Below are 22,458 nucleotides of genomic sequence, written 5' to 3'. Positions count from 1 at the left end.
ATCGACTGCGCCACGGGCCCCTTCAGCGCCTGGGACGTCACCGGCTTGAAGTCGGCGAGGTCGGTGCCGACGCTGTTGTCGAGCGGGTCCGCTCCCGTGCCGGCGAGGGGGTGGGCTGGAGACCCGTGACCGGGGCCGGTGGTGTGGGCGAGGGTGTCACCCGCTGCCTGGAGTCCGGACCGTGGCCCGGTCTCCCCCAGGAAACCTTCAGATGCGCTGGGTAATCGGATGGCGGCTGAGGGTAGTTGAGGTGTGACGCGCGCATCAAAGGCGACCCGCGGGGTCGTACGGCCCCCGGTGGATGCCTCACACTGGTGTCCCGTGAGTTCTCCTCTGCCCATATCGACGCGAGTCGTGCTGCTCTGCGGCCCTTCCGGCTCCGGCAAGTCCCTCCTCGCGGCCCGCTCCGGCCTCCCGGTGCTGCGGCTCGACGACTTCTACAAGGAGGGCGACGACCCGACGCTGCCGCTCGTGGCGGAGAGCTCCGACATCGACTGGGACCATCCGGATTCGTGGGACGCGGACACGGCCGTCGCCGCGATCACCCGGCTGTGCCGCACGGGTCGTACGGACGTTCCCGTGTATGACATCTCGCTCAGCGCCCGCACCGGCGCGGAGACGGTCGACATCGGGCGGACCCCGCTGTTCATCGCGGAGGGCATCTTCGCCGCGGAGATCGTCACGCGCTGCCGTGAACTCGGCGTCCTGGCCGACGCACTATGCCTGAGCCGCGGCCCGGTGAAGACCTTCCGCCGCCGCTTCCTGCGGGATCTGAAGGAGGGCCGCAAGTCGGTGCCGTTCCTGCTGCGCCGCGGCTGGCGCCTGATGCGGGAGGAGCGCACGATCGTCGCCCGCCAGACGGCACTGGGCGCGCACGCCTGCGACCGCGACGAGGCGATGGGCCGGCTGGCAGCGGCTGCGGCCGGCCGGTGCGCGGGCCTCCGTACGGCGGCCTAGCCGGCTGCCCGGCCCCAGGGTGGCCGGAGCACAAAGGAAAGCGGGACTGGACGGACCCCCCGGCCCTCCAGTCCCGCTCCTGTGCTCCCCCGTTGTCCTCCCCCGAGTCCCCACTCTCCCGTGAAGACGCCCCCCAGCGTCCGTACGGTTCCCCCGTGGGCCCCCTTGTGGTGCTCCCCCGACCTTCAGGCGACGAGCTCGCCGAAGGCGTCCTCCTCGTCACGGCCGAAGCTGAGGACCTCGTCCTCGCGCAGCCGGCGGAGCGACCGCCAGATGCTGGACTTCACCGTGCCGACACTGATGTCGAGGATCTCCGCGATCTCCGGATCCGTGCGGCCCTCGTAGTAGCGCAGGACCAGCATGGTGCGCTGGAGTTCGGGCAGCCGGGCCAGCGCCTGCCACAGGACGGCGCGCAGCTCGGTGCCGCGCATCGCGTCCGTGTCGCCGGGCGTCTCCGGCAGTTCCTCGGTCGGGTACTCGTTGAGCTTGCGGCGCCGCCAGGCGCTGATGTGCAGGTTGGTCATGGTGCGGCGCAGGTATCCGCCGACCGCGGCCTTGTCGCTGATCCGGTCCCACGCCCGGTAGGTCGAGAACAGCGCGCTCTGCAGCAGGTCCTCGGCCTCGAAGCGGTCACCGGTGAGGTGGTAGGCGGTTGCGTACAGGGAGGCGCGGCGCTCCTGAACGTAGGCGGTGAACTCCGCCTCCGTCAGTGAACGGCGCTCCCCCGAGCCCTCCCCGTACGCGGCTCCCCCGTGAGCCGCCCCCGTCCCCTTGTTCTCCCCCGTGGGTGCGTCAACCACCGTCATGAACGCGGTGTGCTGACGCCCGGCGCCGCGAGCGCACCCCCGCCCGCTCACAGCACCGGACTTCTCGGAACCCCTGTTCACGTCGTGCAGACGCGTGACAACTGCGCTGGTGCTGATGCCGTGCAGCGTGTTCATCTCGCGCCCCCCGTCGTGGACTTCCGGTGTGCGGCCCGCCGGTTGGGGCGGGCTTCCTTGCCTGTGCCGAAAAGCTTGCCGCGGCACTTTCATGGCCGTGTCCGCCGACTGTCACAGACCTGTCACAGGGGTCGGCCACAGGCCGCACACAGGCTGCACACACGCGTCGGCGGTACCGGCCGCACCGAGTGGGCCCCACCGGTCGAACCCCGACCCCTCCATGGGCCAGAATGAGCGCGTGCCTTCCCTGTTGCTGATCGAGGACGACGACGCCATCCGGACGGCCCTGGAGCTCTCACTGACGCGCCAGGGTCACCGCGTGGCGACCGCTGCCAGCGGTGAGGACGGTCTGAAGCTCCTGCGCGAGCAGCGGCCGGATCTGATCGTGCTGGACGTGATGCTGCCCGGCATCGACGGGTTCGAGGTGTGCCGGCGCATCCGGCGCACGGACCAGTTGCCGATCATCTTGCTGACCGCGCGCAGCGACGACATCGACGTCGTGGTCGGGCTGGAGTCCGGCGCCGACGACTATGTCGTCAAACCGGTGCAGGGCCGGGTGCTGGACGCCCGGATCCGGGCCGTGCTGCGGCGCGGCGAGCGGGAGTCGAACGACGCGGCGAGCTTCGGCAGCCTCGTCATCGACCGCTCGGCGATGACCGTGACGAAGAACGGCGAGGACCTCCAGCTCACGCCGACCGAGCTGCGGCTGCTGCTGGAGCTGAGCCGGCGGCCGGGCCAGGCGCTGTCCCGGCAGCAGCTGCTGCGGCTGGTGTGGGAACACGACTACCTGGGCGACTCGCGGCTCGTGGACGCGTGTGTCCAGCGGCTGCGCGCCAAGGTCGAGGACGTGCCGTCGTCCCCGACGCTGATCCGTACCGTGCGGGGTGTCGGCTACCGGCTGGACGCGCCTCAGTGACCCAGGCGCACCAAGGGGGGGCCCGCGGCTGGACCGGGGCGCGCAAGGGAGTTCTGTCGCGGCTGCGCTTCACCAGCCTGCGGCTGCGACTGGTCGTCGTCTTCGGCCTGGTGGCCCTGACGGCCGCCGTGTCCGCGTCCGCGATCGCGTACTGGCTCAACCGCGAGGCCGTGCTCACCCGCACCCAGGACGCCGTGCTGCGCGACTTCGAGCAGGAGATGCAGAACCGGGCTGCCGCGCTGCCCGAGCGTCCGACGCAGGACGAGCTGCAGCACACCGCGGGCCAGATGGCGGGCAGCGACCAGCGCTTCAGTGTGCTGCTGGTCGGCCGCGACACCGCGGGCCGGACCGTCTACGGCAGCTCCGGCGGCCTGAGCGGCTTCTCGCTGGGCGACGTGCCGGTCTCGCTGCGCACGGCCGTGAACAAGGCGCAGAAGGTCGACGGCAGCAACAAGCAGCCGTACCACCTGTACTGGCAGCGGATAGTCGACCACGACACGCCGTACCTGGTGGCCGGTACGCGCGTGATCGGCGGCGGGCCGACCGGTTACATGCTCAAGTCGCTGGAGCCGGAGGCGAAGGACCTCAACTCGCTGGCCTGGTCGCTGGGCATCGCCACGGGCCTCGCGCTGATCGGCTCGGCACTGCTCGCGCAGGCCGCGGCGACGACGGTGCTGAAGCCGGTGCAGCGGCTCGGGGCGGCCGCGCGGCGGCTCGGCGAGGGCAAACTGGACACCCGGCTGCGGGTGTCGGGGACGGATGAACTCGCCGATCTGTCCCGGACGTTCAACAACGCGGCCGAGGCACTGGAGAAGCGGGTCGCCGACATGGCCGCCCGCGACGAGTCGTCCCGGCGGTTCGTGGCGGACATGAGCCATGAGCTGCGCACGCCGCTCACCGCCATCACCGCCGTCACGGAGGTGCTGGAGGAGGAGCTGGAGGCGGAGACCGGGAGCATGGACCCGATGATCGAGCCCGCCGTCCGGCTGGTGGTGAGCGAGACGCGGCGGCTGAACGACCTGGTCGAGAACCTGATGGAGGTCACCCGCTTCGACGCGGGCACCGCCCGGCTGGTCCTGGACGACGTCGACCTCGCCGACCAGATCACCGCCTGCATCGACGCCCGGGCCTGGCTGGACGCGGTCGAGCTGGACGCCGAGCGCGGCCTGCACGCCCGGCTGGACCCGCGCCGCCTGGACGTCATCCTGGCCAACCTGATCGGCAACGCGCTCAAGCACGGCGGCTCCCCGGTGCGGGTGTCGGTGCGGGAGGCGGACGACTCGATCGTCATCGAGGTGCAGGACCACGGCCCCGGCATCCCGGAGGACGTCCTGCCGCACGTCTTCGACCGCTTCTACAAGGCCAGTGCCTCGCGTCCGCGTTCCGAGGGCAGCGGCCTGGGTCTGTCCATCGCGCTGGAGAACGCCCACATCCACGGCGGCGAGATCACCGCGGCCAACTCGCCCGACTCCGGCGCGGTGTTCACCCTGCGGCTCCCGCGCGGCACGTCCCCCGCGGAGGAGCAGCCCGCCGAGGACGGTCTGAGGCCCGAGAGCGGCACCGACCGGCCCCAGGGCGAGGAATCGAAGGGGGACGCATGATGACCGCCCGTCTCGCGGCCGTGCCCCGTCTGCTGGCCGTTCCGGCGCTCGCCGTGCTGCTGGCCGGCTGCGGGATCCGGGCCACGGAGGTGCCGACGAACTTCGGGGCCGCGCCCTCGCGGGTGCAGTGCTCGCTCTCCGAGCCGGACGTCTCGACGCAGGCGGCCCGGGGGCTGCCGGTGCAGGTGTTCCTGCTGTGCGGGTCCGCTCTGGTGACCGTCGACCGGACCGTGCGGGTCCCGGACGGCGCGGCCGACTCCGAGCGGCGCATGCTCGTGGCGCAGGGCCTGCTGGACCAGCTCGCCACACCGCCGTCGGCCGCCGAGAAGGAAGCCGGCTACAGCACGGACGTCCGCGACGGCATCACCGTCGGCGGACCGCGCCCCGGCGATCCGGAGGACACGCTGCGGCTGAGCACGGCACCGGCCGGACTCACCTCCTACGCCCTGGCGCAGATCGTCTGCACGTTCTCCGACTCGGCGGCGGCCGAGGGGGACGGCTCGGTGGTCCTGGGCGGTCCCGGCGGCGAGGCACCGCGCCGCTACGAGTGCACGGACGAGGTGCGGGCCCGGCCGGGCAGCACGGAACCGCCGTCGAAGGGCGTGGCCGGGGAGTGACCCGGCCGGGCTGTGGCGCATGCCTCACAGGCCTGTCCGGGTCCATCCCGGAACCGATCCTGCCGGAGGCCGCGTCTTGGGGGGCGTGCAGCGTCAAGGCTCCATCGGCGGCAGCGCCGCGTTCCGCATCCGTGTGACAGGAGGTGTCCTCCTCGTCGCACACCTCGCGTTCGTCGCCTGGTTAACGCTGCGGCCGCTGGACGTCCCCTGGGTGATGCCCGCCAATCTGCGGCCGTTCGCCGGTATCCGGGCCGATCTCGCCCTGGGCTGGCCCGCGGCGGCCCGCCGGATCGGTGAGGGGCTGGCCCTGCTCGCCCCGCTGGGTGTGCTGCTGCCGATGGTGAGCGGCAGGCTGGTCGTCTCGCCGCTGGCGTCCCTGCTGCGCACCGTCGCGGCCGGCGCCCTGCTGTCGTGGGGCATCGAACTGCTGCAGACCGGCGTGCCCGGTCAGGTCGTCGACGTCGACTCGCTGTTCCTGAACACCGCGGGCGTGGCCCTCGCGCACCTCGCGCTGGTCCCGGCGGGCCGCTCCTGGCTGCGCCGCCGTACCGCCGCCCGCGTGCTGCGTGCGCCCCTCCCGCCCGAGGAGCCGGCTCAGGGTCGGACCCCGACGATTCCCAGGGTCGGGATCGCCCCGTGGAGCGACGCTTTGCCCCCTTCGTCTCCGTAGCGTGGAGTGCAGATGGGGTACTCGGACGAGAGACCCCACGCACACCGACGTTGAAGGAGTCGCACATGTCCCGCCTCGCCCGCCCCACCCACGGCCGCATGATCGGCGGAGTGTGCGCCGCGCTGGCACGGCGCTTCGGCACCTCCGCGACGACGATGCGCGTGATCTTCCTCGTCTCGTGCCTGCTGCCCGGCCCGCAGTTCCTGCTGTACATCGCCCTGTGGATCGTGCTGCCCTCGGAGGACAAGGTCCACGGCAAGACCCAGACGGCCTGGTGACACCCTGATGCGAGAACGCCGATGGGGCGCACCCCGTGCGGGTGCGCCCCATCGGCATGTGTGTCCGCCTCGGCGGGTGGGTCAGCCGACCGGCACTCCGTTCACCGGCAGGCCCTGCGTGGGCAGGCCCTGCACCGGGAGTCCGCCCAGCAGGCCGGCCGGACCCGTCGGGCCCGTGGCGAGCACCTGCTCGGTGACCGGCTGCGCGGCGGCCAGACCGGCACCGGCCGCCGGCTGTCCCTGGCCCAGCGCCTCACCCGAGCCCGGCAGCGTCTGGGAGAGCTGCTCCGCAGGGAGCGCCGCGGTGACGGTCTCCAGCGTCTGGGCGGTGTCCGGGAGGGCCGGGGCGGCGTTGGCGGCGCCCGCACCGGAGGCGGCGAAGGCGGCACCGAGCGCGGCGACACCGAGGGACTTGGCAGCAGACTGCTTCATGAAATGCGTCCTCGTAACGGGATGACGGGATGGGTGAGCGGTCCAGCGACCGTAAACACCCGGCGCCACCCGCCGCAAACATCGAAATACGGTCGGATTTGCGAACACCGTCTGCATCCGCAGTACGCCGAATACCCCGGATCAGCCCTCGGCATCAGCAGAACCACTGGTGGAAGCGGTCTGACGGAACAGCCATTCGGATTTCAGCTCGGCATATCCGGGCTTGATGACGTCATTGATCATGGCCAGCCGTTCATCGAAAGGAATGAACGCTGATTTCATCGCATTGACGGAGAACCACTGCATGTCGTCGAGCGTGTATCCGAATGCCTCGACGAGGTGCTCGAATTCCCGGCTCATGCTGGTGTGGGACATCAGGCGGTTGTCCGTGTTGACCGTGGCACGGAAGTGCAGCCTGCGCAGCAGCCCGATGGGGTGCTCGGCGTACGAGGCGGCGGCCCCGGTCTGGAGGTTGGAGCTCGGGCACAGCTCCAGCGGGATGCGCTTGTCCCGGACGTAGGAGGCGAGCCGCCCGAGTTCGACGCGGCCGTCCTCGTGGACCTGGATGTCGTCGATGATCCGCACGCCGTGCCCGAGCCGGTCGGCGCCGCACCACTGCAGGGCCTGCCAGATGGAGGGCAGCCCGAAGGCCTCCCCGGCGTGGATGGTGAAGTGGTTGTTCTCGCGCTTCAGGTACTCGAAGGCGTCGAGGTGCCGGGTGGGCGGGTAGCCGGCCTCGGCACCGGCGATGTCGAAGCCGACGACGCCCAGATCGCGGTAACGGTTGGCGAGTTCGGCGATCTCCAGGGCGCGGGCCGCGTGCCGCATGGCGGTGAGCAGCGCGCCGACACGGATGCGCTGCCCGTTCTCGTGTGCGCGCCGTTCTCCTTCCCGGAAGCCCTCGTTGACGGCCCCGACGACCTCTTCGAGGCTGAGGCCGCCCTCCAGGTGCTGCTCGGGGGCATAGCGCACCTCGGCGTAGACGACGCCGTCGGCGGCCAGGTCCTCGGCGCACTCGGCGGCGACCCGGACCAGGGCGTCGCGGGTCTGCATGACGCCGACGGTGTGGGAGAACGTCTCCAGATACCGCTCCAGGGAGCCGGAGTCGGCGGCTTCGCGGAACCACACGCCGAGCTTCTCGGGGTCGGTGTCGGGGAGCTGGGTATAGCCGCTCTCGCGGGCGAGTTCGACGATGGTGCCGGGGCGCAGACCGCCGTCGAGGTGGTCGTGCAGCAGAACCTTGGGCGCCCGGTGGATCTGGTCCGTTGTCGGGGTGTTCGCGGTGGTCTGGCTCGTCATTTCCGCACTCTAACTCCTACGCGCGTAGAGGGCGCGGCCCCGGCTGCTTTACTTTTTCGTCGATACGTAACGGTGACCCCGAGGACGGGTCGAGTACACCCGCGCTTCTGACACTGTTCTGTCATGGCACACCAAGCGACGCCGGTTCGCAGGGCCCGGCTGGGCAGGGCACTCGGTCCGCAGCCGACGGCGGTGAGCGGCGCGGTGCTGCTGCTCCCCGGCGGTGACGAGGTCTCCGCCCGCAGACCGTCCCCCATGCTGGCGACCGCCTCCATGCGCGCCGTCGGGCGACGGCTGGCCCGCGCGGGCCGGGACGAGGGTCTCGCCGCGCACGTGGTGCACTACCGCTACCGCGGCTGGAACGGCAGCGAGGCCCATCTCGCGCAGGACGCCACCTGGGCGGCCGACGAGATCGTACGGCGCTACGGGGACGTCCCGGTCTGCCTCGTGGGTCTCGGGATGGGCGGCCGGGCAGGGCTGCGGGCGGGGGGCCACGACGCCGTCAACTCCGTGCTGGCGCTCGCCCCCTGGCTGCCGGAGGAGGACGTCGCGGCGCCACCCGAACCGGTGAAGCAGTTGGTCGGACGCCAGGTGCTGATCGTGCACGGCACGAACGACGGGCGGACGGATCCCGAGCTGTCGTTCCGGCTGGCGGCGCGGGCGAAGAAGGCGAACCGGGACGTGTGCCGGTTCGAAGTGCACGCCGACGGGCACGGGTTGCACCAGTACCGGGACGAAGTGCTGGCGCTGGCCGAGGACTTCGTGATGGGGGCGTTGTTCGGGCGGGTGGTGTCGAGGCCCGTGCGGGACGCGTTCGCGGCGCCGCCGCCGTTGGGGTTGCGGATGCCGCTCGCGGCGGGGTTCAGTCCTTCGAGGCGGTAGCGCCATGTGAGGTGCCCGTGGTTTTCGGGGTGCGGGTTTGTGGTGGGTTGCTCGCGCAGTTCCCCGCGCCCCTCAAGTCGGCAGCAAACTGCCTCTTCTCGAGAGCAGGAACTTCTTGAAAGCCGCCACCGGCGGCGTGTCCGGATGGCCCTCCAGCCAGGCCACGCCGATCTCGCGGGCCGCGCGGGGGGCCGTGACCGTCAGTTCCACCACCCCGGGGCGCGGGACCGCCGGCGGGGGCAGGAGGGCCACTCCCAGGCCCGCCGCCACCAAGCCCCTCAGCGTTTCCGCCTCCTCGCCCTCGAAGGCGATGCGGGGCTTGAAGCCGGCCTCCTTGCAGAGGTCGTCGGTGATGCGGCGCAGGCCGTAACCGGGTTCCAGGGTGACGAAGGTTTCGTCCGCGGCCTCGGCGAGGCGGATGCGGCGGCGGCCGGCCAGGGAGTGGTCGGCGGGGACGACCAGGCGCAGCTTCTGCTCGTCCAGGCGGCGGGCCACGAGGTCGGGGGCGTCCGGCACCGGGGACGTCAGGCACAGGTCGAGCTCGCCGGCGCGGAGGCGTTCCAGCATGGCCTCCCCGTAGTTCTGGACGAGGCTGAAACGGACGCGCGGGTGGTCGGCGCGGAAGGCGTGCAGCAGGCCCGGGACGGTCTCGGCGCCCATGGTGTGCAGGAAGCCGAAGGCGACCTTGCCGGTGGTCGGGTCGGCGTCGGCGCGGACCTCCTCGGCGGCGCGCTCGACCTCGGCCAGGGCACGTTCGACGGAGGTGAGGAAGGTGCGGCCGGCCGGGGTGAGGGAGACCGTGCGGCCGTGCCGGGCGAACAGGTCGACGCCCAGGTCCTGCTCCAGGCGGGCCATGGAGCGGGACAGGGTCGACTGGGGGACGTTCATCTCCTGGGCGGCGCGGGTGACGTGCTCGGTGCGGGCGACGCCCGCGAAGTAGGCGAGGCGCGGCGCCAGCAGCTTCGACATCTCTGCCATGTCTTCTGTGTCACTGCTTGGTGACAGGCGTGGCTGTGAGCTTGGTTGATGCACCATGGGAACGATTATGACCGTTCCATGCATTGGACGGATGAGTGCGGCGTCCGTAGGTTCGAGGCATGTCTCCCGCCAGTACCGGGGCGTCCACGATCGTGGGCGCCGATGCCTCTGTTCCCACCCCCGATGCACGTGTCTCCCCGGGCGGCCCCGGCTACCGCCGGATGAGCTTCGCCCTCTTCCTCGCGGGTGTCGCGACCTTCGCGCTGCTGTACTCCACGCAGGCGCTGCTCCCGCTGATCTCCGGCGAGTTCGGTGTGGCGGCGAGCGACGCGAGCTGGACGGTGGCCGCCGCGACGGGCGGGCTGGCGCTGTTCGTGCTGCCGATGAGCGCCCTGTCGGAGCGCTTCGGACGCCGGGCGGTCATGACCGCGTCGCTCGCGGTGGCCGTCACGCTCGGGCTGCTGGTGCCGCTCGCCCCCTCTCTCGGTGTGCTGATCGCGCTGCGGGCGCTGCAGGGCGCCGCCCTCGCCGGGCTGCCCGCTTCGGCGACGGCGTATCTCGCGGAGGAGGTCAGCCCGAAGGCGCTGGTCACGGCGATCGGACTGTTCGTCGCGGGCAACAGCGTCGGCGGGATGAGCGGCCGGGTCATCACCGGCTGGGTCGCGCAGGAATGGGGCTGGCGGATCGCCGTCGGGGTCATCGGTGTGATCGCGGTGGCGTGCGCGGTGGCCTTCCGGCTGCTGCTCCCCGCCCCCAAGCACTTCAAGGCCGGTTCGCTGCGGCCGCGCGTCCTGGCCCGGACGGTCCGCGGCCACCTGTCCGACCCGCTGCTGTGCCGGCTGTACGCGATCGGCGCACTGTTCATGACGGTGTTCGGCGGTGTGTACACGGTCATCGGCTACCGGCTGACCGAGGCTCCGTTCTCCTTGCCGCAGGGCATCATCGGCTCGATCTTCCTGGTCTACCTGGTCGGCACGGTGTCGGCGTCGACGGCGGGCCGGCTGGTCGGGCGGCTGGGCCGGCGGGGCGCGCTGTACGCGGCGGGCGGTACGACGACGGCGGGTCTGCTGTTGTCCCTGGCGGACTCGCTCCCGCTGGTCCTGGCGGGCCTGGTCCTCATCACGGCGGGCTTCTTCGCGGGCCACGCGGTCGCCTCCTCCGCGGTCAGCAAGACGGCCACGCACGGCCGCGCCCAGGCCTCGGCGCTGTACCAGTCCGCGTACTACATCGGTTCCAGCGCGGGCAGCACGGTCGGCGCGATCGCCTTCCACGCGGGCGGCTGGGCCGGGACGGTCGGGGTCGGACTCCTGGCGGTCCTGGGCGTCGTCACCATCACGGTCTTCGGCACCCGGGCGGCCCGGCTGCAGCGCCGGGAACTGGCCACGGCCGCCTGAGACTCTGCGGCATCCCCCCTGGTCGGGGCCGGTTGTCAGTGGGTGCGGATAACGTCCGCGCCGGCTGGTCACCGGTTTCGAGCAGGGGGATTTTTCATGGAGCTCCGCATCGACCGTACGGAGTTCGCCGATGCCGTGGGCCGGGCGGCCCGCGCGCTGCCCGGCCGGACACCGGTGCCGGTGCTGGGCGGGCTGCTGCTGGAGGCGGGCGCGGGGCGGCTGGCCGTGACGGGGTTCGACTTCGAGGCGGCGGTTCGGGTGGAGGCCGACGCGGAGGTCACGGCCCCCGGGCGGGTGCTGGTCCCGGGGCGGCGGCTGCTGGACGTCTGCCGGGTGCTGCCGGACGGGCCGGTGGGCTGTGTGCTGGAGGGCTCGCGGTTCACGGTGGAGGCGGACGGTACGCGCTTCGGGCTGTCGACGCTGCCGCTCGCGGAGTACCCGTCGCCGCCCGGGCCGCCCGCGCCCTACGGCACCGTCGACGCCGCCGCCTTCGCGACCGCCGTCGCCCAGGTGGCGGTCGCCGCCGGACGTGACGACACGCTGCCCCTGCTGACGGGCGTACAACTGCGCCTCGACGGCGGGGAGATGACCCTGTCGGCCTCGGACCGCTACCGGTACGCGGTGCGGCGGCTGGAGTGGAAGCCGGAGGTCGCCGCCGGTGACGGGGTCGTGGAGACACTGCTGCCCGCGCGGCGGCTGCTGGACGCGGCGCGGTCGCTGGGGCGCGGCGGGAACGTGCGGATCGGGTGGGAGCCGGGCGGGGGCGGCGGGCTGGTCGGATTCGAGAGCGGGCGGACGCGGACCGCGCTGCGGCTGCTGGACGGGCGGCTGCCGTCGTACACGTCGCTGTTCGACATGGCGGGGGCAGCGGTCGCCGAGGTGGCGCGCGAGGACCTCGCGGAGGCGGTGCGGCGGGTCGCGGTGGTGGCGGAGGCGAACAGCCCCGTGCGGCTGGACTTCTCGGCCGGCGGATCCCTACGGCTGCGCGCCGGCTACGGCGACGACGTGGCGGCCCAGCGGCTGCCCGCCACGCTGAGCGGCGCCGACGAGATGCCGGTCGCGTTCAACCCGGCCTACCTGCTGGACGCCCTGACGTCCTTCGAGAGCCCACGGGTGCGGCTGGAACTGCTCGGGGCGGGGCAGCGGGCGCTGCTGCACGCCGTGCCGGGCGACGGGGAGGCGGATGCGGGCGCGGAGGCCGGGGAGCACCGGCATCTGCTCATGTCGGTCAAGGAGCTCGTGTGAAGGCCCGCACGTCGGTCGCCGCCGGTCTGGATCACCAGCTCCCACCTGCGCTTTTGTGCGCTCGGGGGGCCGTTGTCAGTGGGCTGCGGTAGCTTCCGGAGTGCTGGAGCGCAATGGCGCGTGAACAGAACGTCCACAGGGGTGGGTGGAGATGGCGAACGGCACGGCGGCACCGACGGACCTGGACAGCAGGCTGGAGGCACACCGGACGGAGCTGACGGGGTACTGCTACCGGATGCTCGGCTCCTCCTTCGAGGCGGAGGACGCGGTGCAGGACACGATGGTCCGCGCCTGGCGCAGCTACGCCACATTCGAGGGCCGCTCCAGTCTGCGCTCCTGGCTCTACCGCATCGCGACCAACGTGTGCCTGGACATGCTGACCGCGGGCAACAAGCGCGCCCGGCCCATGGACCTGACCGAGTCCACCCCGCTCGCCCAGGCCGCCCTCTCCCCCCGACCGGACAACACCTGGCTGGAGCCCATGCCGGACGCCCGTGTGCTGCCCACCACCGGTGACCCGGCGGAGGCGGCGATCGCCAAGGAGTCCGTGCGGCTCGCGTTCATGGCCGCCCTGCAGCAGCTCCCGGCCAAGCAGCGGGCCGTGCTGATCCTGCGCGAGGTCCTGGCCTGGAAGGCCAGTGAGGTCGCCGAGCTGCTGGACACCTCGGTGGCGTCGGTGAACAGCGCCCTCCAGCGGGCCCGTGCCACCCTCGCCGAGCGGCAGGAGCGGGGCGCCGCGGCGGCCGTCTCCGACCCGCTGGACGAGGACCAGCAGAAGCTGCTGGACCGCTATGTGGCGGCCTTCGAGGGCTACGACATGACGGCGCTGACGGCGCTGCTGCACGAGGACGCGGTCATGACGATGCCGCCGTTCGACCTGTGGCTGACCGGCACGCGGGACATCACCGGCTTCATGACCACCCTCGGCGCGCCCTGCGCGGGCTCCCGGCTGGTGCCCGTCCAGGTCAACGGCCTGCCCGGGTTCGCCCAGTACAAGCCGGACCCCGAGAAGGGCGGCTTCACGCCGTGGGCGGTCCAGGTGCTGGAGATCTCAGACGGCCGGATCACCGGGTTCCACTGCTTCCTCGACACCCAGCGCTGGTTCCCGCTCTTCGACCTCCCCCTCCACCTCGAAGCCGAGACCGACCAGGTCGAGCAGGGCGCGTAGCGCCGGATCGGGGTCGCGCAGCCGGATCCGCCCCCCGGCGCGGCGGGCGGCCAGCTGGAGCCTCCCCAGCAGATCGACGGCGGCGAGGCCCGGCGGCCCCAGGCCCGCGACATCGCACACCACGACCCGGGCACCGCTGCCGTGCAGCAGTGCCCGCACATCGTCGCTGAGCCCCCTCACCTCGTCCCGGGTGACGGGGCCGGGCAGTACGAGCACGGGCGGTGTCATGGCGTCCACGATCGGTAGACCGGGCGGGCGGCGGTAACTCATCGCGGCTGTCCGTCCTGTCGGCGCCGTAAGGATCACATTGACCTGGGCAGTGCCTTCCCCGGAGGGTTGGCTGTATGCCCCACCGATCCGGCCCCGCCGTACTGCCCGCTGCCCTCGTCGCCGGTGGGGAGGAGCCGTGCAGGGGGTGCTGAGCGGGTTCGCGGTCATCGCCGTCGTCATCGGCGTCGGCTATCTGATCGGCCGGCGGGGGTATCTGGGCGACGGCGGCCGTGAGGTCCTGACGAAGCTCGCCTTCCATGTGGCGTCGCCGGCGCTGCTCTTCACGACCCTCGCGCAGGCCGACCTGTCCGTGATCTTCTCCGACCGGCTGCTGGTCACGGCGATGAGCACGGCAGCGGTGGCGGGGATCTTCGTGGCGGTGGGGGCGGCGCGCGGCTGGGGCGTGGGCCGGACGACGATCGGCGCGCTGTGCTCCAGCTACGTCAACTCCGGGAACCTGGGCATTCCGATCGCCGTGTACGTGCTGGGTGACGCGTCGCTGGTCGCGCCGGTGCTGCTGTTCCAGCTGGTCGGTGTCACACCGGTGGCGCTGACGGTGCTGGACCTGGCGAGCGGCGGGGGGAAGCGTCCCCTGTGGCAGCGGCTGCTCACGCCGCTGCGCAATCCGATAGCGCTGGGCTCCCTGGCCGGGGTGGTGGTCTCGGCGTCGGGCCGCACGGTGCCGGGCCCGCTGTTGGACCCCCTGACCCTGATCGGCAACATGTCGGTGCCCGCCGTGCTCCTGGCCTTCGGCATCTCCCTGCGCGGCAGCACGCTCCCGCTGCGCGGCGCGGAACGGGCCCCGGTACTCCTCGCCGTGGCCCTGAAGTCCGTGGTCCAGCCCCTGGTCGCCTGGGCCCTCGCGGCGGGCGTCTTCGGTCTGCGCGGCGCCCTGCTGCTCGACGTGGTGGTGACGTCGGCGCTGCCGGCGGCGCAGAACCTCTTCACGTACGCGAGCAGCTACCGGGTGGGCGAGGTGCTGGCGAGGGAGGCGATCCTGCTGTCGACGGTGCTGGCGGTGCCGGTGCTGGTGGGGGTGGCGGCTGTGTTGGGGTGACTCAGTTCTCGGCGAACTCGCCGGTGTCGATATCGAGGCCGAAGGGCTCGGGCAGCGTGATGAGTTCTCCGAACTTGCCCGCGTCGAGAACCCGGTAGACATCCCGTTGCGGTTCGCCGTAGAGCGTGATGGTGGGACCGCCGGGGGCCCAGCCGTCGATGAGCAGATACAGCGGGACACCCGCCTGGGCGTAGCCTGCGGCCTTTTTGATCCGGTCGTGCGCCGCGTTCGACTTGGACGTGATCTCGACGATGAGTTCGGCGGCAGCCGCTGGGATGAAGTTGCCACCCTCGTCCCGGAGAACCTGCCTGGGGGCTACTGCAAGATCAGGAATGTAGAGCCCGTCACGGGACGGGACCGCCGTACCCAGGGTCTGGTAGATGCCCCAGTGCCTGGGGATGACCTCGTACAAGGCGCGCTGAACCAGGTCAGCGATGTCGTTGTGGGCGTTGGACGGCGGTGGTGCCACGGTGACGATCCCCTCGATGATCTCCACCTTGCAGCCCTCTGGCGCGTCCGTCTCCTGCCAGATCCGGACGAGGTCGTCCCACTCGTGCCCGTTGGCCGGCGAGTGGTCGACGGTGAGTGCGCTCATGGCGGTTCTCCAATCGGTGCGTCACCGATCCCAGCATGCCGAACGGGACCGGCGGGGGTCCACCGATCCCGTTCACCCGAAGGGGAAACCGCCTGGTCAGGCGATACGTTCCAGCACCACCGGCGACGCCGTGAAGTCCGTCCCGGGCGCCGCGACGTCATAGGCGCCCTCGATCGACTGGAGGGCGTACTCGAAGCGCTCGGGTGTGTCGGTGTGGAGGGTCAGGAGGGGCTGGCCCTCCGTGACCGTGTCGCCCGGCTTGGCGTGCATCTCGACGCCGGCGCCCGCCTGCACCGGGTCCTCCTTGCGGGCACGGCCCGCGCCGAGGCGCCAGGCCGCGACGCCGATGCCGTAGGCGTCGAGGCGGGTCAGGACACCCGAGGCCGGGGCCTTGATCACGTGCTGCTCGCGGGCCACCGGAAGCGTCGCGTCCGGGTCGCCGCCCTGGGCCGCGATCATGCGCCGCCAGACGTCCATCGCGGAGCCGTCGGCCAGCGCCTTCGCCGGGTCGGCGTCCTTCACCCCGGCCGCGTCCAGCATCTCGCGGGCCAGGGCGACCGTCAGCTCGACCACGTCCGCCGGGCCGCCGCCCGCCAGGACCTCCACCGACTCGCGGACCTCCAGGGCGTTTCCGGCGGTCAGACCGAGGGGGGTGGACATGTCCGTGAGGAGCGCGACCGTCTTCACGCCGTGGTCGGTCCCGAGGCCGACCATCGTGGAGGCCAGCTCACGGGCGTCCTCGATGGTCTTCATGAAGGCGCCGGTGCCGACCTTCACGTCCAGCACCAGCGAGCCCGTACCCTCGGCGATCTTCTTGGACATGATCGAAGAGGCGATCAGCGGGATGGCCTCGACCGTGCCGGTGACGTCCCGCAGGGCGTAGAGCTTCTTGTCGGCGGGGGCCAGGCCGTCGCCCGCGGCGCAGATGACCGCGCCGGTGGTGTCGAGGACGTGCAGCATCTCCTCGTTGGAGAGCAGCGCACGCCAGCCGGGGATCGCTTCGAGCTTGTCCAGGGTGCCGCCGGTGTGGCCGAGGCCGCGGCCGGACAGCTGCGGTACGGCCGCGCCGCAGGCGGCGACCAGGGGGGCGAGCGGCAGGGTGATCTTGTCGCCGACGCCGCCCGTGGAGTGCTTGTCGGCGGTCGGGCGGGACAGGGACGCGAAGTCCATGCGCTCGCCGGAGGCGATCATCGCGGCCGTCCAGCGGGCGATCTCGCGGCGGTTCATGCCGTTCAGCAGGATCGCCATGGCGAGGGCGGACATCTGCTCGTCGGCGACCTCCCCGCGGGTGTACGCGTCGATGACCCAGTCGATCTGTGCGTCGCTGAGTTCACCGCGGTCCCGCTTGGTGCGGATGACGGAGATGACGTCCATGGCCATGGCTTGGCTTCCTTCCGAGGGTTCCAGAAGCCGCACGGCCCCTCTGAGCCGGTCGCGTGAGCAACTCAGAGGGGCCGCACGGGGGTTACTTGCTGAGGTGTTCCGGGCCGAAGGCCTGGGGCAGCATCTCCGAGAGCGGCAGGATCCCGGCGGGGGTCTCCAGCAGCATCTCCGGGCCGCCGAACTCGTGGAGCAGCTGGCGGCAGCGGCCGCACGGGACGAGTGTGTCGCCGTTGCGGTCGACGCAGGTGAAGTGCGTCAGTCGGCCGCCGCCGGTGTTGTGCAGCTCCGACACCAGACCGCACTCGGCGCACAGTCCGAGGCCGTACGAGGCGTTCTCGACGTTGCAGCCGGAGACGATCCGCCCGTCGTCGACCAGGGCGGCCACGCCGACCGGGTAGCCGGAGTAGGGGGCGTACGCCCGGGACATGGCGTCCCGGGCCACCGCGCGCAGCTTCTCCCAGTCGACGGCGGAACCGGCGTCGGTCACTTGCCCTGCCCCTTCCGGTACGGCATGCCGTTCGCCCTCGGCATCCGAAGCCGCTGGGCGGACAGGGCGAGGACGACCAGGGTGATGACGTACGGCGTGGCGGAGACGACCTGGTTCGGGACCTCGTCGGTGGTCGCGTACCAGGCGAACACCAGGGCGCCGGCGACCAGCGTGCACACGGCCGGGACGTACTTCTTGCGGACGACCAGCCAGATGGCGCCGATGATCAGCAACAGCGCGCCGAGCAGCAGCAGGGCGTGGACGTTGGCGGAGCCGCCGCGCAGGTTGAGGCTGTCGGTGTAGCCGAACAGGCCCGCGCCGAGGGCGAGGCCGCCCGGCATCCAGTTGCCGAAGATCATCGCCGCGAGGCCGATGAAGCCGCGTCCGCTGACCTGACCCTCCAGGTAGAAGGGGTTGGCCACGATGGACAGGAAGACACCGCCGAGGCCGGCCAGACCGCCGGAGATGACGACGGCGATGTACTTGTACTTGTAGACGTTGACGCCGAGGGACTCGGCGGCCACCGGGTTCTCGCCGCAGGAGCGCAGGCGCAGGCCGAACGCGGTGCGCCACAGGATCCACCAGGTGGCGGGGATCAGCGCGACGGCGATCAGCGTCAGCCAGGACACGTTGGTGACCAGGCCGCCGAGCAGGCCGGCGATGTCCGAGATCAGGAACCAGCCATGGGCGTTGAGGTCCCTCAGGGCGTCGGACAGACCGGGCACCGTGAAGTTCCCGAGGGATTCCACCGCCGGGGACTGCTTGGCGGAGCCGCCGGTGTGGCCCTCGAAGGCGAGGGGCGCGAGGTAGCGGGTGGCGCCGAGGGCGAGGATGTTGATCGCCACACCGGAGACGATGTGGTTGACGTTGAAGGTGACGGTCACGAAGGCGTGCAGCAGACCGCCGATCGCGCCGCCGAGGATGCCGACCAGGACCCCGGTCCACGGGCCCCACTGGAAGCCGGCCCAGGCCCCGAACCAGGTGCCGAGGATCATCATGCCTTCGAGGCCGATGTTGACCACGCCCGCGCGCTCGGCCCACAGGCCGCCGAGACCGGCGAGGCCGATCGGGACGGCGAGCTGGAGCGCGGTGGACATCTGGCTGACGTTGGTGATGCCGTCGGCGCCCGTGATGATGCGGACGATCGAGGTGAGCGCCAGGCCTCCGGCGATGATGAGCAGCAGGACGGGCCACGACAGGCGACGGCCGGTCGGCGCCGCGGGCTGCAGCGAGGGCTGGTTGACGTCGGTCGCGGTGGTCATCGGCCAGCCACCTCCTTCGTGTTCTGGGCGCCGAGCACGTGACCGGCGGCGAGTTCGGCACCGACGCGGCGCTGCTGGCGGCGCAGGCCCCATTCGCGGACGGCCTCGTAGGAGACGACGACCGAGAGGACGATCAGGCCCTGCATGATGACCGCGATCTCCTTGTCGTAGCCGTGGAAGTCGAGCTCGGGCGAGGCCTTGTCGAGCCAGGCCCACAGCAGGGCGGCGAAGGCGATGCCGACGGGGCTGTTGCGGCCCAGCAGGGCGATGCCGATGCCGAGGAAGCCGATGCCGGTGGGGAAGTTCAGGCTGTAGGTGTGGGTGTCACCGAGCAGGATCGGCAGGCCGGCGAGGCCCGCGATGCCGCCGGAGATCAGCATGGCGCTGAGCACCATGCGCTTGGGGTCCACGCCACTGGCCGCGGCGGCGGTCTGCGAGGCACCGGAGGCGCGCAGGTCGAAGCCGAAGCGGGTGCGGTTGAGGACGACCCAGTAGCCGATGCCGAGCAGCACGGCGAGCAGCACCAGGCCGTAGATCTCGCCGGCCGCGCCCATCGGGATGCCGGGGATCCAGCCGGACTCGTACATCTCGCCGGTGGTGTTGTTGTTGCCGACCTTCACGCCGAAGACGTCCGGCAGCCACAGGTAGGCGATCACGGAGGTCGCGATCGCATTGAGCATGATCGTGGCGACGACCTCGCTGACGCCGCGGGTGACCTTGAGGACACCGGCGATGCCGGCCCAGAAGGCGCCGGTGAGGACGGCCGTCAGGAGCAGCAGCGGGACCTGGATCGCGGCGGGCGTGTTCACATGGGCGCCGACGATGGCGGCCATCATGGCGCCGAGCTGGTACTGGCCGTCGACGCCGATGTTGAACAGGTTCATCCGGAAGCCGATGGCCACCGCGAGGGCCGCGATGTAGTACATCGAGGCCTGGTTGATGATCAGGACCTGGATGTCGGAGAAGCTGAGCTGCTCGAACATCAGGGCGAACGGTTCGAAGGGGCTCTTGCCCGACGCGAGCAGCACGATCGCGCTCAGGACGAAGGCCACGGCCAGCGCGATGACCGGTCCGGCCACCGCGAGGAGCACGCGCTCCTTGTCGAACTTCTTCATCAGCGGGCCTCGTCTTCCGGAGACTCGGGGGCGTCGGCCTTCGAGATCTCGGGGGTGTCGTCGTGCTCCAGGTGCCCGGTGGCGGCACCGGTCATGGCCGAGCCGAGCTCCTCGGGGGTGATGGTGGCCGGGTCGGCGTCCGCGACCAGCTTGCCGTTGTAGATCACGCGCAGCGTGTCGGACAGGCCGATCAGCTCGTCCAGGTCGGCGGAGATCAGCAGCACGGCCAGGCCCTCGCGGCGCGCCTCGCGGATGTGATCCCAGATGGCGGCCTGGGCACCGACGTCCACGCCCCGGGTGGGGTGGGCGGCGATGAGGAAGCGCGGCTTGTGGCTCATCTCGCGGCCGACGATCAGCTTCTGCTGGTTGCCGCCGGACAGGGAGGCGGCGGTGACGTCGATGCCGGGGGTGCGGACGTCGTACTCCGTGACGATCCGCCGGGTGTCCTCCTGGGCCGCCTTCGGGTCCAGCCAGACGCCCTTGGCCAGCGGCTTCTCCGTGACGTGGCCGAGGATGCGGTTCTCCCAGAGGGGTGCCTCCAGGAGGAGGCCGTGGCGGTGCCGGTCCTCGGGGATGTAGCCGATGCCCTGCTCGCGGCGGCGACGGGTGGGCCAGGCGGTGATCTCCTCGTCGGCGAGCCGGATGGTGCCGGTGTCGGCGGCCCTCAGGCCGATGAGGGCGTCGACGAGTTCGGTCTGGCCGTTGCCCTCGACGCCGGCGATGCCGAGGACCTCGCCCGCGTGGATGGTGAAGCTGATGTCGTCGAGGAGGGCCTTGCCGCCGGGGGCCGCCAGGCGCAGCTTGTCGACGCTGATGACCGGGCGGTCGGTGACCGTGGACTCGGCCGTCTCGGGCGTGGGCAGCTCGCTGCCGACCATCATCTCGGCGAGCTGACGGGGCGACGTCTCGGCGGGGACGGCCGTGCCGACGGTGGTGCCGCGGCGGATGACGGTGATCTCGTCGGCGACGGAGAGCACCTCGCCGAGCTTGTGGGAGATGAAGATGACCGACAGGCCCTCGGAGCGCAGTTCGCGCAGGTTGACGAAGAGGGCTTCGACCTCCTGCGGCACGAGCACGGCGGTCGGCTCGTCGAGGATGAGGGTGGTGGCGCCGCGGTAGAGGACCTTGAGGATCTCCACGCGCTGGCGGGCGGCGACGCCGAGTTCCTCGACGAGGAGGTCGGGCTCGACGCCGAGGCCGTAGCGCTCGGAGAGCTCCTTGATCTTGCGGCGGGCCTTGGCGCCGATGCCGTAGAGGTTCTCGCTGCCGAGGACCACGTTCTCCAGGACCGTGAGGTTGTCGGCGAGCATGAAGTGCTGGTGGACCATGCCGATGCCGCGGACGATGGCGTCGGCCGGCGAGGAGAAGCTGACCTGCTCGCCGCTCACGGCGATGGTGCCCTCGTCCGGCTTCTGCATGCCGTAGAGGATCTTCATCAGCGTCGACTTGCCGGCGCCGTTCTCGCCGACGAGGGCGTGCACGGTGCCCTTGCGGACGGTGAGGTGGATGTCGTGGTTGGCCACGACACCGGGGAAACGCTTGGTGATCCCGGCGAGTTCGACGGCGGTCACCGATTCGTTGACCGCCGCTCCGGCCGGAGGGCTGCTGGACGCGTTGATGGCGCACTCTCCTGGGGACGGGGGCCGTCTACGCGCGTAGCGCCCCTACGGCATACAAAGGGGCCGACGCCCCGCGGCAACGGGGTACGAGGAGCAGCTCCCCGTACCCCGTCGAGCGGACGTAACCCCGGGGGTTACCGCCTGCTTCGAGGCAGTCGCTCGTCAGCTGCTCTTGACCTTGATCTCGCCGCTGATGATCTTCTCCTTGGCCGTCTTGATGGCTTCCTGAAGCTCGGCGTCGTCCGCGAACTTCGGGTTGGAGTTCGACAGGCTCACCTCGCCGGTCTTCAGATCGCCACGAACGATACCGGTCTCGGGCTTGCCGTCCTCGACCGACTTCGCCAGGTTGTACACCGCCTTGGCGACGTCCTTCATCGCCGAGGTCAGGATGGAGTCCTTGTACTTGGCGAGGGCTTCCTGCTGGTACTGGTCGGAGTCGACACCGATGGCCCACACCTTGTTGGCGGCGGCGGCCTCGATGACACCCTGACCGGACAGGCCGGCGGCCGCGTAGACGACGTCGGCCTTCTTCTCGATCTGGCCCTCGGCAGCCGTCTTGCCCTTGTCGGGGCTGGCGAAACCGCCCTCCTCGGCCGTCTGGGTGAGGTACTGGGAGAGCACCTTGACCTTCGGGTCGGTGTCCTTCACGCCCTGCGCGAAGCCCGCCTGGAACTTGTGGATCAGCGGGATGTCCACACCGCCGACGAAGCCGACGACCTTGGACTTGCTGGTCTTGGCGGCGGCGACACCGGCCAGGTAGGAGGCCTCCTCCTCACTGAAGACCAGGTCGGCCACGTTCTTGGCGTTGATCGTGGCGTCGTCGACGATGCCGAAGGTGGTGTCCGGGAACTTCTCGGCGGCACCCTTCACGGCCGAGGCGTAGGCGTAGCCGACGCCGATGACCGGGTTGTGGCCCTGCTTGGCGAGGGAGACCAGGCGCTGCTCCTTGTCGGCGTCCGTCTCGCCCTCGGTGGGCTCCACGTCGGCCGTCTGGTACCCGAACTCCTTCTTCGCCTGCTCCAGGCCCGCGTACGCGGCGTCGTTGAAGGACTGGTCGCCCTTGCCGCCGACGTCGTAGGCGATGGCGAGACCCTTGTCGCCCTTCGAGTCCGACGACCCGGCGGAGGTCGAGGTGCCGCCGCAGGCGGAGAGCGCGAGGGCCAGGGAGGCGGTCGCTGCGCCTGCGACCGTGATCCGGGAAATCCGGCGCATGTGTGGGTGCTCCTGTCGTACAACGAGGTCGCACAGCGCCGGGACGGTTCAGCTTCAGCGCTGGCTTCGCCGCAGATTAA

General features: G+C 71.3%; 23 protein-coding genes. 11 read left to right on the top strand and 12 right to left on the bottom strand.

Annotation, left to right across the window (positions count from 1 at the left end; genetic code table 11):
* Positions 1-252 precede the first annotated feature (252 nt).
* The gene (locus tag RFN52_RS25430) at positions 253-957 is read left to right on the top strand and encodes a uridine kinase family protein (RefSeq protein WP_184849308.1); all 705 of its coding nucleotides are present in this window, start codon (positions 253-255) and stop codon (positions 955-957) included.
* A 185-nt stretch (positions 958-1,142) separates the two neighbouring features.
* On the opposite strand, the gene RFN52_RS25425 is transcribed toward RFN52_RS25430, so the two are convergent.
* Positions 1,143-1,898, bottom strand: coding sequence for a SigE family RNA polymerase sigma factor (locus RFN52_RS25425; protein WP_184849307.1), 756 nt, complete (start codon positions 1,896-1,898; stop codon positions 1,143-1,145).
* A gap of 238 nt (positions 1,899-2,136) precedes the next feature.
* Between RFN52_RS25425 and afsQ1 the strand changes: the two genes are divergently transcribed.
* The 5 genes from afsQ1 to RFN52_RS25400 all read left to right on the top strand — a co-directional run bounded on the left by afsQ1 (position 2,137) and on the right by RFN52_RS25400 (position 5,980).
* Positions 2,137-2,814 carry a two-component system response regulator AfsQ1 gene (gene afsQ1, locus RFN52_RS25420; RefSeq protein WP_053675520.1) on the top strand — a complete coding sequence of 226 codons (678 nt, stop codon included), beginning with the start codon at positions 2,137-2,139 and terminating at the stop codon, positions 2,812-2,814.
* Positions 2,811-4,415 carry an ATP-binding protein gene (locus RFN52_RS25415; RefSeq protein WP_184849305.1) on the top strand — a complete coding sequence of 535 codons (1,605 nt, stop codon included), beginning with the start codon at positions 2,811-2,813 and terminating at the stop codon, positions 4,413-4,415. The genes afsQ1 and RFN52_RS25415 overlap by 4 nt, the downstream gene beginning before the upstream one ends.
* The gene (locus tag RFN52_RS25410) at positions 4,412-5,032 is read left to right on the top strand and encodes a hypothetical protein (RefSeq protein ID WP_373308498.1); all 621 of its coding nucleotides are present in this window, start codon (positions 4,412-4,414) and stop codon (positions 5,030-5,032) included. Before RFN52_RS25415 ends, RFN52_RS25410 begins: the two co-directional genes overlap by 4 nt.
* A gap of 85 nt (positions 5,033-5,117) precedes the next feature.
* Positions 5,118-5,702: a VanZ family protein gene (locus RFN52_RS25405; RefSeq protein WP_184849303.1), complete on the top strand. Its 585-nt coding sequence runs from the start codon at positions 5,118-5,120 to the stop codon at positions 5,700-5,702.
* 65 nt (positions 5,703-5,767) lie between these two features.
* Entirely contained in the window at positions 5,768-5,980 is a 213-nt protein-coding gene (locus RFN52_RS25400; protein ID WP_107455762.1) for a PspC domain-containing protein, read from the top strand.
* Positions 5,981-6,061: 81 nt separating this feature from the next.
* Here RFN52_RS25400 and RFN52_RS25395 read toward each other — a convergent pair whose 3' ends face one another.
* Positions 6,062-6,412, bottom strand: a complete 351-nt coding sequence (locus RFN52_RS25395) for an ATP-binding protein (RefSeq protein WP_184849301.1) — start codon at positions 6,410-6,412, stop codon at positions 6,062-6,064.
* Between the two features lie 141 nt (positions 6,413-6,553).
* Positions 6,554-7,711 carry an adenosine deaminase gene (locus RFN52_RS25390; protein ID WP_184849299.1) on the bottom strand — a complete coding sequence of 386 codons (1,158 nt, stop codon included), beginning with the start codon at positions 7,709-7,711 and terminating at the stop codon, positions 6,554-6,556.
* A 123-nt stretch (positions 7,712-7,834) separates the two neighbouring features.
* Between RFN52_RS25390 and RFN52_RS25385 the strand changes: the two genes are divergently transcribed.
* Positions 7,835-8,593, top strand: a complete 759-nt coding sequence (locus RFN52_RS25385; protein WP_184849297.1) for an alpha/beta hydrolase family protein — start codon at positions 7,835-7,837, stop codon at positions 8,591-8,593.
* Between the two features lie 72 nt (positions 8,594-8,665).
* Here the strand turns inward: RFN52_RS25385 and RFN52_RS25380 are convergent, their stop codons facing one another.
* On the bottom strand, positions 8,666-9,628 hold the full coding sequence (locus RFN52_RS25380) for a LysR family transcriptional regulator (protein ID WP_184849295.1): 963 nt from the start codon (positions 9,626-9,628) through the stop codon (positions 8,666-8,668).
* Positions 9,629-9,690: 62 nt separating this feature from the next.
* On the opposite strand from RFN52_RS25380, the gene RFN52_RS25375 reads away from it, so the two are divergent.
* The 3 genes from RFN52_RS25375 to RFN52_RS25365 all read left to right on the top strand — a co-directional run bounded on the left by RFN52_RS25375 (position 9,691) and on the right by RFN52_RS25365 (position 13,378).
* Complete coding sequence (locus tag RFN52_RS25375; protein WP_184849293.1) at positions 9,691-10,965, top strand: MFS transporter; 1,275 nt, start codon at positions 9,691-9,693, stop codon at positions 10,963-10,965.
* Positions 10,966-11,061: 96 nt separating this feature from the next.
* Positions 11,062-12,210 (top strand): DNA polymerase III subunit beta, encoded by a 1,149-nt coding sequence (gene dnaN / locus RFN52_RS25370; RefSeq protein ID WP_184849291.1) that lies wholly within the window; start codon positions 11,062-11,064, stop codon positions 12,208-12,210.
* Positions 12,211-12,361: 151 nt separating this feature from the next.
* Complete coding sequence (locus RFN52_RS25365) at positions 12,362-13,378, top strand: sigma-70 family RNA polymerase sigma factor (RefSeq protein ID WP_184849289.1); 1,017 nt, start codon at positions 12,362-12,364, stop codon at positions 13,376-13,378.
* Here RFN52_RS25365 and RFN52_RS25360 read toward each other — a convergent pair.
* Positions 13,262-13,648: an STAS domain-containing protein gene (locus RFN52_RS25360; RefSeq protein WP_184849288.1), complete on the bottom strand. Its 387-nt coding sequence runs from the start codon at positions 13,646-13,648 to the stop codon at positions 13,262-13,264. The two genes, RFN52_RS25365 and RFN52_RS25360, sit on opposite strands and share 117 nt — an antisense overlap.
* Before the next feature lie 136 nt (positions 13,649-13,784).
* Between RFN52_RS25360 and RFN52_RS25355 the strand changes: the two genes are divergently transcribed.
* Positions 13,785-14,705, top strand: a complete 921-nt coding sequence (locus RFN52_RS25355) for an AEC family transporter (RefSeq protein WP_184849286.1) — start codon at positions 13,785-13,787, stop codon at positions 14,703-14,705.
* 1 nt (position 14,706) lies between these two features.
* Here the strand turns inward: RFN52_RS25355 and RFN52_RS25350 are convergent, their stop codons facing one another.
* From RFN52_RS25350 to RFN52_RS25320, 7 genes are all read right to left on the bottom strand, one after another.
* Positions 14,707-15,300, bottom strand: coding sequence for a Uma2 family endonuclease (locus tag RFN52_RS25350; RefSeq protein WP_184849284.1), 594 nt, complete (start codon positions 15,298-15,300; stop codon positions 14,707-14,709).
* A gap of 96 nt (positions 15,301-15,396) precedes the next feature.
* Positions 15,397-16,680 (bottom strand): thymidine phosphorylase, encoded by a 1,284-nt coding sequence (locus RFN52_RS25345; protein ID WP_184849282.1) that lies wholly within the window; start codon positions 16,678-16,680, stop codon positions 15,397-15,399.
* An 85-nt stretch (positions 16,681-16,765) separates the two neighbouring features.
* On the bottom strand, positions 16,766-17,170 hold the full coding sequence (locus tag RFN52_RS25340; protein WP_184849281.1) for a cytidine deaminase: 405 nt from the start codon (positions 17,168-17,170) through the stop codon (positions 16,766-16,768).
* Positions 17,167-18,432 carry an ABC transporter permease gene (locus RFN52_RS25335; protein ID WP_184849279.1) on the bottom strand — a complete coding sequence of 422 codons (1,266 nt, stop codon included), beginning with the start codon at positions 18,430-18,432 and terminating at the stop codon, positions 17,167-17,169. The genes RFN52_RS25340 and RFN52_RS25335 overlap by 4 nt, the downstream gene beginning before the upstream one ends.
* On the bottom strand, positions 18,429-19,547 hold the full coding sequence (locus RFN52_RS25330; protein WP_184849277.1) for an ABC transporter permease: 1,119 nt from the start codon (positions 19,545-19,547) through the stop codon (positions 18,429-18,431). Before RFN52_RS25330 ends, RFN52_RS25335 begins: the two co-directional genes overlap by 4 nt.
* The gene (locus tag RFN52_RS25325; protein ID WP_184849275.1) at positions 19,547-21,118 is read right to left on the bottom strand and encodes an ABC transporter ATP-binding protein; all 1,572 of its coding nucleotides are present in this window, start codon (positions 21,116-21,118) and stop codon (positions 19,547-19,549) included. The genes RFN52_RS25330 and RFN52_RS25325 overlap by 1 nt, the downstream gene beginning before the upstream one ends.
* A 210-nt stretch (positions 21,119-21,328) precedes the next feature.
* Positions 21,329-22,378 (bottom strand): BMP family lipoprotein, encoded by a 1,050-nt coding sequence (locus RFN52_RS25320; RefSeq protein WP_184849273.1) that lies wholly within the window; start codon positions 22,376-22,378, stop codon positions 21,329-21,331.
* Positions 22,379-22,458: the final 80 nt, after the last annotated feature.

The organism is Streptomyces collinus (genome assembly GCF_031348265.1).
GTDB lineage: Bacteria > Actinomycetota > Actinomycetes > Streptomycetales > Streptomycetaceae > Streptomyces > Streptomyces collinus.
Note: the sequence above shows the minus strand (reverse complement) of the source record. Positions and strands in the feature narration are given on the sequence as shown.